Source organism: Subtercola boreus, from assembly GCF_003399625.1.
Lineage (GTDB): Bacteria > Actinomycetota > Actinomycetes > Actinomycetales > Microbacteriaceae > Subtercola > Subtercola boreus_C.
On sequence record NZ_NBXA01000018.1, the window covers coordinates 84,025 to 98,188 of the forward strand.

Consider the following 14,164-nt stretch of genomic DNA (forward strand, 5'->3'; position numbering starts at 1 on the left):
ACCGGTCTGCACGGTACCGGTCTGTGGTGGCGTGGCGCCGGCAGGTCGCGGGGTGGGGGTGGGGTCTGCGTGCTTCTTGGTCGCTCTGGTCACGATCTACCGTACGACGAACGGCTGGGAGGACGCGCGGCGGAAGGTCAGGACGGCGGCACCAACTCGGTGCGGAGGTAGCCCGCGAACCCTCCGGGGGTGCGGCCCGCCTGGCGGCCGGAGGTCAGCACCTCGGCGGATGCGGTGACGACGGTGCGGGCATCCAGAGCCCCGAGTCGAGCGACGAGGTCGACATCCTCGTGCTCGCTGAGCGGGGCGAACCCGCCTGCCCGCGCATAAAAGTCTGCACGCAGCCCCAGGTTCGCCCCGTGGGTGTTGCCGTGCGCGACACCCGGCGGGTGACGCCTGAGCCAGGCGTCGACCTGGCCGCTGCTGAGGTCGGCGAAGTCGGGGCGTACCGTGCCGAGCACGACGTCAGCACCCCCGGCGGCGAGTTCGAGCTGGTGGAGCAGCCAGGTGGCGGGCACGACGGAGTCGGCATCGGTGTTGGAGATCCAGACGCGGGAGGCGAACCCGCGGGCGAAGAGGTCGAGCGCGTCGAGGGCCAGAGCGACTCCGGCGCGCCGGGCCGCGCCGACAGAGCGCGCGTCGAGCGTCAGTACGGAGACCCCGGGAAAGGAGCGGGCAATGGACTCGGTGCCGTCGTCGCTGCTGTCGACTGCGACGATGGTGACGATGTTGGGGCCGGTGTCGCCGAGTCGGTCCCGGGTGAAGGCAATGGCCTGCTCGACGGAATCGAGGCAGCGGGCAATCAGCTGCTCCTCGTTGCGGGCGGGGATGACAATGGCGACGCTGTCGATCCCGTCGGGACCCCTCCCGCGCGCGCTGTCGCCGGTTCCGGATGATCGCTGGGGTGTCATGCGAGTCCCGTCTGTTCTGCCACCGAGCGAGGGTCGGGGGAGTAGACGTCGAGCACGAAGTCACGTTCGAGGTGATGGGTGAGGAGAGTGTGGCCCGCCTCGGCGGCGAGAGCCGTGATGACGCCGTGCACCCCGTCGCCGGTCTGCAGGTAGTCGGCGACCGGGTGGCGCCAGTGGCAGGCGACGAAGACCCCGTCGGGGGTGAGCGCACGCCAGGAGTCGGCGACGACCCGGCGGAGGGTCGGTTCGTCGAAGTAGTAGCCCACCTCGCTGAGCAGTACGAGATCGAAGCCGCCGGGCGGAAAGTTCTCGGACACGTCCGCCACCCTGAGGTGCACGTTCGGATGCTCGGACAGGCGCTCCCGGGCACGGTCGACGGCGGCGGGCGCGATGTCGACGGCGAGCAGATCGTCGGTGCGCGATGCCAGTTGCTCGGTCAGCACTCCGATCGAGCAGCCGATCTCGAGCGCCCGGTCGAAGTGCCGGCGGGGGAGGCTCGCGAGGGTGACAGCGCGTTTCCGCTCCTCGTACCAGCGGCTCGTGAAGCCCCAGGGGTCGTCGTTCCTGGCATACGTGTCGTCGAAGTAGTCGCGGCCGAGCGTCTGGATCGGAGCCTCGGGAGGGGTGGATCCGGCGACGATCAGGATCTCCTGGGGGCGGCTGAAGTGCGCAAGGAAGGTCGGATTCAGCAGGGCCTCGTCGCCCGGTTGGGGGGAGAGCGGTTCGGTCTGCGACCGGTAGGCGGCGATCGCGGTGCGCTTCCGGGCGAGGGCCCCGGAGTCGGTCAGAGCCGTGAAGTTCTCCCAGGGCGTGGCCGGATCGGCGGGGGTCGACCAGTGCCAGAGCCAGATCGGGTACTCGACCAGGTCGAGGGCGGCGGGAGTCTCGGCGGCGAGGGCGGCGGCGATCTCGCCGAGTATCCGGTGGTCGCGGTGGCCGTCACCGCGCCACGGCGCCACGAGCAGGGTGCGGGTGCGGGCGGGCGCGTCGGCTGCCGGCGCCGCGGTGGGTGGCAGCTGCGTGATGACGTCGCCGATCGCTGCGCCGATCGCTGCGCTGATCGCAGCGCGGTCCTGGTGTACGCGGCCGTCGGGGAAGCCGAGGAACGCCACGACCGCGCGCGGGTTCAGCATCGCGATGGCCGCCGTCGCCTCGGCGGCCCGCGTCCGGGCGAGGTCGGAGGCGACCACACTCGGCGAGCCGGGGTGGGAGGCTGAGCCGTCTGTCACGATGACGACCTCGGCGGGGATGCCGAGCGCGAACGCACGGGCGAGGAGAGCCCCGGCGCCCAGGGTCTCATCGTCGGGGTGGGCGGCCAGCACGATCATCCGGTCGACGCCTGTGAGCGAGAAGACCGGAACCTGCCCGAGACGGGGGTCGGCCATCCATTCGGCCGAAGGGGTTCCCGGGTCGCGGGAGTCGAAAATCACCACGGCAGATCCGTGCCCTCGGTGAGTTGGCGGCCGAGCGAGGCTTCGTCCTTCTCGGCATGGTGCTGGCGGAGATACAGCTCGAGGTCGGCGACACGTTTCGCGTGCATGGCATCGAGGGCGAGTGGGGCCGGTCCGAGTGCGTGGGCGACATGCCGGAGCACGTCTTCGGATGCCCGGGCGACCGTCGCCCGCACCCGCTTCGCCAGGAGGCGCCCGGCTTCGCCCGTCGCGGAGCCGTCATCGACGAGCTGTGCCGCTTCGGCGAGTGCGCGGCGGGCATCGCTCAGACGCTCGTCGACGACGCCGAGGTGCAGCTGCAACAGGAGATCGGCGGTGTTCCGGGCGCGCTCGGCGAGGGTGCGGCCGACGCCGACCGCGCCGCCGAACCAGCAGGCGGCCACACCGATGCCGCCCCAGGCGAATCCGGGCCGCTCGAGGTACCAACCGGCAGCGCCCACGGGCTCCGCGTCGACACCGTCGAAGTGCACGGGGCCGCTCGGCACCTCGGCGAGACCGCGGGCGTGCCAGGCTCCCGGCTCGACGCGCACCCCCGGCTGGCGGAGGTCGACGGCGAAGAGCCGGCGGGGCACGGATGCTCCACCACCGCCGACCGCAGCAGAGATGAGCGCGCGGTCGAGGCGGTCGGCGAGGGAGCACCACGGTTTGGTGCCGGTCAGCGTCCAGCTGGCTCCGTCCTGGGCGCAGGCGACGAGTGGGTGGGGCCCGCCCTCGGCGGCGAAGACGCCCCAGGTGCTGGCGCCCCGGGTACTCGGGCCTGGTGTGCTCCCGCTGGTGGCTCCCTCGTCGCCGGCCTGGTCGAGGATCGCCAGCGCATCGAGGTGCGGCTCGATCGCCCGCGCCGCCCCGAGGTCTGCTGCCGCCAGGGTGGCGAGGGTCTCCCACAGCTCGCGGGTGCGGCCGCCGCCCGGCACGGGGGCAGGGTCGTCCTGACCGAGTCCCAGCGCGAACTGCAGCGCGCCGTCGACGAGTCCGGGCCGCGGTGAATCGTCGGCACGGGGGGAGCCGGAGCCCGACACCCACGACGCCGCACGGGCGGGCCAGTGCGGACGATCATCCGGGCGCCTCGGCGACAGCGACACCCACACGTGCTCGCTCGTCATCTCGCCTCTTCCGTCGACCCCACAGTAAGGGAGTGAGGGGGACCGGGCGAGCGCGCGGGCACCCCTTGCGCGGGGGCCGGTTTTGCAGCATTGCACCACTCACGCATGCGCTGGGCCGGTGCGTCAAGCCCCGTGCCGTGCGACGTTCTCCGACCGGCGATTCCGCGATGATGAATGCCATGTCGACTTTCCCCCGCTCCCTGCCCTACCCGCTCGGTGTCACCCTGCTCGAGGGTGGCATCTCGTTCGCCATCTACTCCGAGACGGCCGACTCCGTCGACTTCTGCAGCTTCGATGAGAACGGCGCCGAGACCGTCACGCGCCTGACCGAACGCACCGGCCACGTCTTCCACGGCATCGTCGAGGGCGCCGGCATCGGCACCCGCTACGGCATCCGTGTCGACGGGCCGTGGAATCCCGCCGAGGGCCTTCGCCACAACCACCACAAGCTGCTGCTCGACCCGCACGCGACCGCCATGGAGGGTGACTACACCTGGGGCCAGGCCGTGTTCGGGCACGACATGAACGAACCCGAGAAGAGGGACGAGACGGATTCGGCCGGCTCCACCCCGCTCTGCATCATCACCGACCCGGGCTTCGACTGGAGCGATGGCCAGGGGGGCACCGACACATCGCCCCGCACCATCCTCAGCGAGACGGTCATCTACGAGACCCACGTGAAGGGCTTCACCAAACTGCACCCCGGTGTGCCCGAGGAGATCAGGGGCACCTACGCCGGCCTCGGGCATCCTGCAGCCATCAAACACTTCACCGACCTCGGCATCACTGCTGTCGAGCTCATGCCCGTGCAGCAGTTCGTGCAGGACTCCCACCTGCTCGAAAAGGATCTCCGCAACTACTGGGGCTACAACAGCATCGGCTTCTTCGCCCCGCACGGCGACTACGCGGCGGCGGGTGATGGGGGCGGCCAGGTCGCGGAGTTCAAGCAGATGGTCAAGAACCTGCACGCGGCCGGTCTCGAAGTGATCCTCGACGTGGTCTACAACCACACCGCAGAGGGCAACCACATGGGTCCGACGCTGTCGTTCAAGGGCATCGACAACGAGGCGTACTACCGGCTGGTCGAGGATGACCGTTCGAGCTACTTCGACACGACCGGTACCGGCAACAGCCTGAACGTCTCGCACCCGACGGCCCTCGGACTGATCATGGACTCGCTCCGCTACTGGGTGACCGAGATGCACGTCGACGGGTTCCGCTTCGACCTCGCCACCACGCTCACCCGGCAGGGCGGGGACGCGGAGATCCACAGTGCGTTCCTCTCCCTCATCGCGCAGGACCCGGTGCTCGCCCCGGTGAAGATGATCGCCGAGCCGTGGGACACCGCGGGCTACCAGGTCGGCGGATTCCCGGCCGACTGGTCGGAGTGGAACGGCAAGTTCCGGGATGACGTGCGCGACTTCTGGAACGGCAGCGACGGCATCCTCGGCACCCTCTCGCAGCGCGTGCTCGGCAGCCCCGACGTGTACGAGGCCGACCGGCGCTCGCCGCTGTCGAGCATCAACTTCGTCACCGCGCACGACGGGTTCACGCTCGCCGACCTCACCGCCTACAACTCGAAGCACAACTCGGCCAACGGCGAAGACAACAACGACGGCGAGAGCGACAACAAGTCCTCGAACGGAGGCGCGGAGGGCGCGACCGACAACGAGGCAGTGAACGAGCGGCGCGGGCGGCTCCGCCGCAACTTCCTCGCGACGCTGCTGCTCTCGGCGGGTGTGCCGATGATCCTCGGCGGTGACGAGCTCTGCCGCACCCAGGGCGGCAACAACAACGCCTACTGCCAGGACAACGAGATCTCGTGGTTCGACTGGGCGAACGCCGACGAGGAGCTGCTGGCCTTCACGACGCAGCTCATCACGTTGCGCCGGGAGAACCGGGCGCTGCACCCGGCGTGGTTCCGGTCGGCTCCGGAGACCGGAGACTCGAACACGGTCGTGGTCGAGCGCAGCGACGCCGAGGAGTTCAGTGCGGAGGACTGGAAGAACCCGGATGCCCGGTCGATCGTCTTCGTTCTCGAACGGGCGGACTCCGACTCGTTCGCGCTGATGCTGAATGCGGCGGAGAACGGTGTCGAGTTCCAGGTTCCGGAGGCGCCCGGCGCCGAATGGGAGCTGGCGCTCTCCAGTGACCCCGAGCAGCAGGTGGCGGCCCCCGTGTCGACGCTGATCGTGCGCGACTGCTCGTTCACGCTCCTCCGCTCGCGGGCCTGACCCGCCCCCGCCCCGCCCCGCCCGCGGTCAATCGATTCGGGAGTTTCTGTCGGCATCCGCCTCGCGAACCGACCGGAACTCCCGAGTCGATCCTGACGGGCCGGTCACTGCAGGGCGGAGGTGAGGCGCGCGAGGTTGTCGAGGATGGTCGAGCCCAGCGGCTGGCGGCTCCATTCCTCGGCGGTGAGCCGGCGGCTGAGCGCGCGGTAGCCGTCTTCGACGCTCCGCATCTCGTCGACGAACGAAGCTCCCCGCACCATCAGTGAGATCTCGAGGTCGAGGTTGAACGAGCGGATGTCCATGTTGCTCGACCCGATGACCGCGACCTCGTCGTCGATCGTGAAGTGCTTGGCGTGCAGGATGTACGGGGCCGGGTAGAGCCAGATCGTCACCCCGGCCTTCAGCAGGGTCTCGTAGTAGGAGCGCTGCGCGTGGTAGACCCCGGCCTGGTCGCCGATCTCCGACACGAACAGCTGCACGTCGAGCCCCCGCTGGGCGGCCGTGGTGATGGCGTAGAGCATCGAGTCATCTGGTACGAAGTAGGGCGACGTGATGATGATCGTCTTCTGGGCGTAGTACATCAGCGCCAGGAACAGCCGGAGGTTGTTCTCACCCTCGAAGCCCGGACCGCTCGGAACGAGCTGGCAGTCCAGGGCATCCGGAGCCGAGTTCACGATCTCATCGGTGATCTCCACGGTCTCCCGGGAGAGCAGTTCATCGGTCTCGCTGTACCAGTCGGTGATGAAGATCGCGTTGATGCCGCTGACGATCGGGCCTTCGACGCGGGTCATCAGGTCCTGCCACTTCAGTCCGCGGCGGATGTTGCTCTTCTTGTTGTAGTCCCGGCTGACGAGGTTCTGCGAACCCATGAAACCGATCACGCCGTCGACGATGAGAAGTTTCCGATGGTTCCGCAGATCCGGTCTCTGCCACTTGCCTTTCAGCGGCTGCACCGGAAGCATGAACTGCCACCGAGCCCCCATCGCCGTGAGCCGCCTGAAGGTCGCCTTGTGGGTGGGGCTCCGGATGGCGGTGATGTGGTCGACGAGCACGCGCACGATGACACCGCGCCCCACGGCACGTTCGAGCGCATCGAAGAAGCCCGCGGTGACCTCGTCGAGGGCGATGAGGTAGAACTCGCAGTGCACAAAGCGCTCGGCCGAGTCGACCGCTTCCGTCATGGCGGCGATGGATGCGGCGTAGTCCCCGATCAGGCTGGCCGAGTTGCCGCCGACCAGCGGCATCGCCCCGAGCTCCCGGTTCAGGTGCACTACAGAGCGGAGCCACGTGGGCCAGGGCCTGTCGTCGGTGACCAGCTCGATGCCGTGGGTCGTCTCGATGATGAACTCGTTGATCGCCTTCTGCTTGTCGCGCCTCTTCTTCGGGAGCTTGTAGCTGCCGATCAGCAAAAAGACGAGCACACCCAGGTAGGGGATCAGGAAGATCGCGAGAAGCCAGGCCATCGCGGCGCTCGGCCGACGGTTCCGAGGTACGACGATGATCGCGATGATGCGCACGGCCAGATCGAGGAGGAAGGCGACCACGAGTACGACGATGGTGAACTGTTCGCCTGACATGCGCCACCCCCGCTCGGTGTTCCTGCGATTCTATCCAGCCCGGTAGTACCACTTTCCGCCGAGCTTCTCGAAGCTGCTCGTCTCGTGCACCTCGCCGCGCTCCGAGCCGAGGCGGTAGCGCGCGACGAACTCGACCGTGCCGGTCTGCTCGAGCATCCCGCCGCCGGTGCGGTTCAGAATGTCGAGGCGGTACCAGCGTTGGGCGGGGTCGAGTCCGAGGTCGCCGGCGGCGGGCCTTGTCGACGGATGCCACGTGGCGAGCAGGTAGGTGGCGTCACCCACTGCGAACGCCGAATACCGGGAACGCATCAGGCGCTCGGCGGTGGGCGCCTGCTGCTCGCCGGCGTGGAACGGCCGGCAGCACTCGCCGTAGGTGTTGCCGCTGAGGCACGGGCAGCGCTCGGTCGCCGCGGGTGACGGTTCGTTCATGCCTCCATCCTGCTGCACCTGGGCCCTGTTGCACCGGGAACCGCTTGCGGTGCATCCCGGGGCGCGGGCTGGGAAGCACACTGTGGGTTCTCTCAGAGAGGGAACGGGTAAACTGGGAACTACCCCTCTCCCCGACATGAGGAGACCTGCGTGATCCTCGCCCTGTTGACGTTCGTCGGGCTTGCAGCGCTCACTCCGTGGCTGACGAGGCTCCTCAGAGCGCGTGTGTTCTACGTCGTGGCCGCTCTGCCCGCGGCCGTCTTCGTCTACACCGCCCTGCAGTCGGCGACCGTTCTGGCCGGCGGTGTCGTCACCGAATCCGTGCCGTGGATCCCGCAGCTCGACATCGCGTTCTCGTTCCGCATGGACACCCTCGCCTGGCTGCTCGCCCTTGTCGTGACGGGTGTCGGCGCCCTCGTGATGGTCTACTGCGCCCGGTACTTCTCCGACACGGAGCCGTCGCTCGGGCGGTTCGCGGCTCTGCTCCTGGCCTTCGCCGGAACGATGTTCGGCCTCGTCACCGCCGACGACATCTACGTCATGTTCATGTTCTGGGAGATCACCAGCGTGCTCTCCTACCTGCTGATCGGGCACTACACCGAGCGCAAGGAGAGCCGGGGCGCCGCCCTGCAGGCGCTGCTCGTCACCACGTTCGGCGGCCTCGCCATGCTCGTCGGCGTCGTGCTGCTCTCGGTCGCGGGCGGCAGCACGTCGATCCACCAGCTCGTGACGGATCCGCCGGGCGGCGCGATCGTCACGGTCTCGGTGATCCTGATCCTCGCGGGGGCGTTCTCGAAGTCCGCTCTGGTGCCGTTCCACTTCTGGCTGCCGGCTGCCATGGCGGCTCCCACACCGGTGAGTGCGTATCTGCACGCGGCCGCCATGGTGAAGGCCGGCATCTACCTGGTGGCGCGGTTCGCGCCCGGCTTCGCCGACACGCCGGGGTGGATGCCCGTGATCGTGATCGTCGGGGCGAGCACGATGATCCTCGGGGCCTGGCGTTCGCTCCGGCAGAACGACCTGAAGCTCCTCCTGGCCTACGGCACGGTGAGCCAGCTCGGCTTCCTCATCGTCGTGGTCGGCTTCGGCACCCGGGACGCCGCCCTCGCCGGAGCCACACTGCTGCTCTCGCACGCACTGTTCAAGGCGACGCTGTTCCTCGTGGTCGGTATCATCGACCACGACGAGGGAACGCGGCATCTCCGGCAGCTGACCGGCCTCGGCAGGCGACGGCCCGTGCTGGCGGCGACCGCTCTCATCGCGGTCGCATCGATGTCGGGCATCCCGCCGCTTCTCGGCTACGTGGCGAAGGAGTCGGTCTTCTCGGCGTTCATCGAGGCAGGGTCGGCGGGCGACGGCTGGGGCTGGGTGGCGCTCGTCGGCACGGTCGTCGGCTCCGCGCTGACCGTCGCCTACAGCGCCCGCTTCTTCTGGGGCGCGTTCGCGCGGAAGCCCGAGCTGGAGACTCAGGCCAGTCACGAGCCCGGCCACGAGTCACATGCCTCCCGGGGCATACTGGCGGCTCCGATCATCCTGACCATCGCGACGATCGCGCTGGGTCTTTCTGCGGGGCCGCTCGGCAGGGCGCTGGAGTCCTATGCCGACACCGTGTCGGGTGAGGGCGACTACCATCTCGCCCTCTGGCACGGGTTCGAGCCGGCCCTCGGCCTTTCTGCCCTCGCGATCGGCGCGGGCTCCGGCCTGTTCGCCGTGCGACGCCGCTTTGCGCGGCTGCAGCGCGCGCTCCCTCCCGTCGTCGACGCCTCGCGCGTCTACTGGAGCATCGTGCACGCGGTCGACCGGCTCGCAGCACGCATCACCGTCTTCGCCCAGCGCGGCGGCCTGCCCCAGTACCTCACCACGATCCTTCTCGTGTTCGTGCTCTGCCTCGGGGTCGCGACCACCCTCAACCGCACCTGGCCGGCTGCCTTCGTGGCCTGGGACTACCCGGCCCAGGTCTTCATCGCCGCGGTGATGGCCGCTGCTGCAGTGATGGCCGCCCGGGCGACCCACCGGCTGGCGGCCGTGCTGCTCGTCGGCGCGACGGGGTTCGGCATGGTCGCGCTCTTCGCCTTCCACGGTGCCCCCGACCTCGCCCTCACCCAGGCCCTCGTCGAGACGGTCACGATCGTCGTGTTCGTGCTGGTGCTCCGCCGTCTTCCCCGAAAGATCGCGCAGCACAACAAGCCCGTCAGGCGCTGGCGGCGCGGGATGATCGGGGCTGCCGTCGGCGTGACCATGGGCCTCATCGGCCTGATCGCCCTCGGTGCGCGCCAGGCCGGCGGCCTCGGCCCGGAGCTCGCACGGCTCGCCGTCGAGGAGGGGCACGGCCAGAACGTGGTCAACGTGATGCTCGTCGACATCCGCGCCTGGGACACGATGAACGAACTCTCGGTGCTCGTCGTCGTGGCCACCGGGGTGGCGAGCCTGCTCTTCGTGACCGGCCGGAACGTCGTGGTGCCGCGGCTTCGCGAATCGCGGGGGAGACGCCGTGGTCTCGAGCGGGCGCGGCTGGTGGACGACCCGCACACCCAGAACGATGCTCCGGATGATCGGCAGCACACCTGGCTCCTCGGCGGCCGCACCCTCGCACCCGACCAGCGGTCGCTGATGATCGAGGTGCTCGTGCGCCTGTTGTTCCACCCCGCGATCCTCGTCTCGATCTACCTGCTGTTCGCGGGGCACAACGCTCCCGGTGGCGGTTTCGCGGGCGGGCTCCTCGCCGGGCTGGCGCTCATTGCACGCTACCTCGCGGGTGGGCGTTACGAACTCGGCGAGACGCTGCCGATCGGTCCGGGCATCCTGCTCGGCTCCGGCATGCTGATCGCCACAGGCACAGCGCTCGGTTCCCTCTTCGTCGGAGCCGATATTCTCACATCGGCATACTTCGAGGGCGACCTCCCGCTGATCGGGCAGGTGTCGTTCGGCACGTCGACGATCTTCGACATCGGCGTCTACCTCGTCGTGATCGGTGTGGTGCTCGACGTTCTGCGGAGCCTCGGCGGTGAGGTCGACCGGCAGCAGGCCGAGGCCGATGACGTTCCGGGCGTGGCCGAACCCCTGAAGGCAGGGAGTGAGCGCGCATGAGTGCTTCCCTGACGCTCGTCGTGCTGATGGCGATCATGTACGGCACGGGTGTGTACGTCATGCTCGAGAAGAGTCTTACGCGCATCCTGATCGGCTTCATGCTGATCGGGAACGCGACGAACCTGCTGATCTTCCTGATGTCGGGGCGGGCCGGCGATGCCCCGATCATCGGCGACGGAGCGACGGGGGAGAACACGGTCGATCCGGTGCCGCAGGTGCTGATGCTCACCGCGATCGTGATCAACTTCGGCGTCACAGCCTTCATCCTCGCCCTGATCTACCGCTCCTGGTGGCTGGCCAACCTGGGCGACGAGGGTGACGATGTGACGGTCGACGACGAAGACGTGATCGATGCGGAGGAGGCCGAGGTCTACCACGCCTCGCTCGACGAAGACGATGAGGCGGTGCGGGCCCAACTGGCGGGCGCGGCCGACAACGGGGACATCGACATCGAGAGCGACATCGACAACAACCACACGGAGAGAGGAGCAGGACGGTGAACGCGCTTGTTCCGCTTCTCGTGGTGCTGCCCCTGTCGGGTGCGGCGATCACCCTGATCCTCGGCCGGAATCCGCGGCTGCAGGTGGCGATCAGCGTGAGCACGCTCTCGATCGTGACAGTGGCGGCCGCCGTGCTGCTGTACGTCGTCGACACGACCGGCCAGGCCGCGGTCGTGAAGGTGGGCGGCTGGGAGCCGCCGTTCGGCATCGTGCTGATGGTCGACCGGCTGTCGGCGATCATGGTGCTCGTCTCGGCGCTCATGCTCCTCGGGGTGCTGGTCTTCGCGATCGGGCAGGGCATCGCCGACGGCGACAAGGACACTCCGGTGTCGATCTTCCATCCGACCTACCTGATCCTGTCGGCCGGACTGTTCGACGCCTTCATCGCCGGCGACCTGTTCAACATGTACGTCGGATTCGAGATGCTGCTGGCGGCGAGCTACGTGCTGCTGACCCTCGGTGGCACGGGTGCGCGCATCCGAGCCGGCACCACCTACATCGTGGTGAGTCTCGTCTCGTCGCTGTTCTTCCTCGCCGCGATCGCCCTGATCTACGGAGCCACGGGCACGGTCACGATGGCGCTCCTCTCCGAACGCATCCAGGCCCTGCCGCTCGATGTGCAGATCATCCTGTGCGCCGCCCTGCTGATCGGGTTCGCTGTGAAGGCGGCGGTGTTCCCGCTCTCGTTCTGGTTGCCGGATTCGTATCCCACGGCGCCCGCTCCCGTGACGGCAGTGTTCGCGGGCCTGCTGACGAAGGTGGGTGTCTATGCCATCATCCGCACCGACAAGCTGCTCTTCTTCGCTGTGCCGCTCACGATCCCGCTGATGATCGTGGCGTTCTTCACCCTGATCATCGGCATCTTCGGGGCTCTCACCCAGGCGGATGTGAAGCGGCTGCTCTCCTTCACCCTGGTGAGCCACATCGGCTACATGATCTTCGGCATCGCGATCGGCAGCGAACTCGGCACCGGGGCGACGATCTACTACATCGTGCACCACATCATGGTGCAGACGGCCCTGTTCGTGTCGGTCGGGCTGATCGAACGCGTCGGCAGGTCGACCTCCATCACCCACCTCGGCGGGCTCCTCAAGAAGGCACCGTTCGTCGCCGTGCTGTTCTTCATCGGGGCCCTGAACCTCGGCGGCATCCCGCCCTTCTCGGGTTTCCTCGGCAAGGTCGGGCTGTTCGAGGCGGGCGCCCAGAGTCCGAGCCCCCTGGTGTATGTGCTGATCGGGGCCGGTGCGCTGACCTCCCTGCTCACGCTGTACGCCCTGATGAGGATCTGGAACATGGCGTTCTGGCGACCCGCTCGGGATGTCGCCGGCTACGAGTCGCCGATGCTCACGTCTCTGCGGGAGAGCCCCGACGAGACCGGGGGAGTCGTGACCGCGACCCTGCCGAAGCTCATGGTCGCTGCGACCACCGGCCTCATCGCGCTGACGGTCTGCCTGACGGTTTTCGCCGGCCCGCTGTTCGAGCTCTCCGAGCGGGCCGCGGTCGGCGTGGCCACCCCGGCTGAGTACATCAGGGCCGTCTTCCCGGACGGTACGCCATGAGCGACGAGGGTTCGCACGGCACGCGGCCCCGGATGCTCCGTGCCCGGGTTCTGAGCGGCCTGATACCGTTCGCGGGCCTCGTGCTGCTCTGGATGCTCCTCTGGGGCCAGTTCACCTGGCTCGCTTTCATCACCGGGATCCTGCTGGCTGCGCTGGTCTCAACCGTCTTCTACCTGCCGGCCGTGAGGCTGAGTGGGCGGTTCAACGTCGGGCGCGGTGTCGTGCTGGTCGGCGTGCTGCTGTTCGACATCGTGTTCGCCTCGCTCCAGGTCGCCTGGTCGGCTCTCAGGCCGCGGTACACCCCCAGCAACGCGATCATCGTGGTGCCGCTGGTCACCCGCTCGGACCTGATCATGACCTTCACCGCCGTGATCACCGGCCTGGTGCCCGGATCGATCGTGCTCGACATCGATCGCGACGAGGGAACGCTCCACCTGCACACGCTGAACGTGGCCTCGGCTGCCGATGTGCCCGCGCTGAAGCGCGGGGTGCTCGCGGCTGAACGCCGGCTCATCCTGGCGGTGGGGTCGGCCGACGACCTGGCACGGTTGCAGAAGTCGACGTACGCGAAGGAGGCCGGTGTGCAATCCACTGGCGAAGGGGGTACCGGATGACCGTCGTCATCGTCATCGCAGGAGTGCTGTTCGGGGTGGGAGCCGTCGCTGCACTCTGGCGGATCATCCGCGGCCCATCGGCACTGGACCGCATCATCGCCTCCGATGTGCTCATCGCGACGGCGATGTGCGCGATCGGGGCGCAGATGGCGATCAGCGGGCACACCGACAACCTGCCGGTGCTCCTGGTGCTCGCGCTGTTCACCGTGGTCGGCTCGGTCAGCGTCGCGCGGTTCATCTCGACGAGGGATGACACATGACCGATGATGTGGTGCGCGACGTGTTCACGGCAGGGCTGGTTCTGCTCAGCGCCTTCCTCTGTTTTGCGGCGGGGGTCGGGCTCATCCGGTTCCCTGATGTGCTCTCGCGTCTGCACGCTGCTACGAAACCGCAGATCCTCGGCCTGATCGCGATCGTCGTGGATGTGGCCGTGGCGAACCCCTCTGCGGCCACGATCACCCTGGCGCTGGCGATCGTGTTCTTCCAGAGTCTGACGGCACCGATCGCCGCCCACATGCTCGGAAGGGCCGCCTTTCGCACGGATCACTTCCGGCGGGACATCCTCGTCGTCGACGAAGTCTCGTCACGGCCTGGCCCTTCTCGCCCACATTCTGCAAAGAATTGATTTCTCCACAAGAGGTGGGAACTTAATTCTCCCGAAACACTCAGCGGAGTAGCGTGTTCCGAATCGACTCCCCA

At 68.3% G+C, this 14,164-nt stretch carries 12 protein-coding genes; 7 read left to right on the top strand and 5 right to left on the bottom strand.

Going from position 1 to position 14,164, the window contains the following annotated elements:
- Positions 1–137: 137 nt before the first annotated feature.
- Genes B7R21_RS08285 through B7R21_RS08295 form a run of 3 tightly spaced genes read right to left on the bottom strand, consistent with a single transcriptional unit; the run spans position 138 to position 3,465 of the window.
- Entirely contained in the window at positions 138–911 is a 774-nt protein-coding gene (locus B7R21_RS08285; RefSeq protein ID WP_116282769.1) for a glycosyltransferase, read from the bottom strand.
- A complete protein-coding gene (locus tag B7R21_RS08290) occupies positions 908–2,344 on the bottom strand; it encodes a bifunctional PIG-L family deacetylase/class I SAM-dependent methyltransferase (protein WP_116282770.1) in 1,437 nt (478 codons plus the stop codon). Before B7R21_RS08290 ends, B7R21_RS08285 begins: the two co-directional genes overlap by 4 nt.
- Positions 2,338–3,465 (bottom strand): acyl-CoA dehydrogenase, encoded by a 1,128-nt coding sequence (locus tag B7R21_RS08295; RefSeq protein ID WP_253259708.1) that lies wholly within the window; start codon positions 3,463–3,465, stop codon positions 2,338–2,340. Before B7R21_RS08295 ends, B7R21_RS08290 begins: the two co-directional genes overlap by 7 nt.
- A 179-nt stretch (positions 3,466–3,644) precedes the next feature.
- Between B7R21_RS08295 and glgX the strand changes: the two genes are divergently transcribed.
- Positions 3,645–5,699, top strand: coding sequence for a glycogen debranching protein GlgX (gene glgX, locus B7R21_RS08300; RefSeq protein WP_116282771.1), 2,055 nt, complete (start codon positions 3,645–3,647; stop codon positions 5,697–5,699).
- 104 nt (positions 5,700–5,803) lie between these two features.
- Here glgX and cls read toward each other — a convergent pair whose 3' ends face one another.
- Together cls and B7R21_RS08310 are read right to left on the bottom strand one after the other, a co-directional pair.
- Positions 5,804–7,276: a cardiolipin synthase gene (gene cls / locus B7R21_RS08305; protein WP_116282772.1), complete on the bottom strand. Its 1,473-nt coding sequence runs from the start codon at positions 7,274–7,276 to the stop codon at positions 5,804–5,806.
- Between the two features lie 30 nt (positions 7,277–7,306).
- Positions 7,307–7,705: a YchJ family protein gene (locus B7R21_RS08310; protein WP_116282773.1), complete on the bottom strand. Its 399-nt coding sequence runs from the start codon at positions 7,703–7,705 to the stop codon at positions 7,307–7,309.
- A gap of 150 nt (positions 7,706–7,855) precedes the next feature.
- Here B7R21_RS08310 and B7R21_RS08315 point away from each other — a divergent pair, with 150 nt between their 5' ends.
- From B7R21_RS08315 to mnhG, 6 genes are read left to right on the top strand one after another with little or no spacing between them, the layout of a single operon-like run.
- A complete protein-coding gene (locus tag B7R21_RS08315) occupies positions 7,856–10,792 on the top strand; it encodes a Na+/H+ antiporter subunit A (RefSeq protein WP_367379393.1) in 2,937 nt (978 codons plus the stop codon).
- On the top strand, positions 10,789–11,292 hold the full coding sequence (locus tag B7R21_RS08320; RefSeq protein ID WP_116282774.1) for a sodium:proton antiporter: 504 nt from the start codon (positions 10,789–10,791) through the stop codon (positions 11,290–11,292). Before B7R21_RS08315 ends, B7R21_RS08320 begins: the two co-directional genes overlap by 4 nt.
- On the top strand, positions 11,289–12,851 hold the full coding sequence (locus B7R21_RS08325) for a Na+/H+ antiporter subunit D (RefSeq protein ID WP_116282775.1): 1,563 nt from the start codon (positions 11,289–11,291) through the stop codon (positions 12,849–12,851). The genes B7R21_RS08320 and B7R21_RS08325 overlap by 4 nt, the downstream gene beginning before the upstream one ends.
- A complete protein-coding gene (locus B7R21_RS08330; protein WP_116282776.1) occupies positions 12,848–13,465 on the top strand; it encodes a Na+/H+ antiporter subunit E in 618 nt (205 codons plus the stop codon). Before B7R21_RS08325 ends, B7R21_RS08330 begins: the two co-directional genes overlap by 4 nt.
- Positions 13,462–13,725, top strand: coding sequence for a monovalent cation/H+ antiporter complex subunit F (locus B7R21_RS08335; protein WP_116282777.1), 264 nt, complete (start codon positions 13,462–13,464; stop codon positions 13,723–13,725). The genes B7R21_RS08330 and B7R21_RS08335 overlap by 4 nt, the downstream gene beginning before the upstream one ends.
- Positions 13,722–14,090 carry a monovalent cation/H(+) antiporter subunit G gene (gene mnhG, locus B7R21_RS08340; RefSeq protein ID WP_116282778.1) on the top strand — a complete coding sequence of 123 codons (369 nt, stop codon included), beginning with the start codon at positions 13,722–13,724 and terminating at the stop codon, positions 14,088–14,090. The genes B7R21_RS08335 and mnhG overlap by 4 nt, the downstream gene beginning before the upstream one ends.
- Positions 14,091–14,164 lie beyond the last annotated feature (74 nt).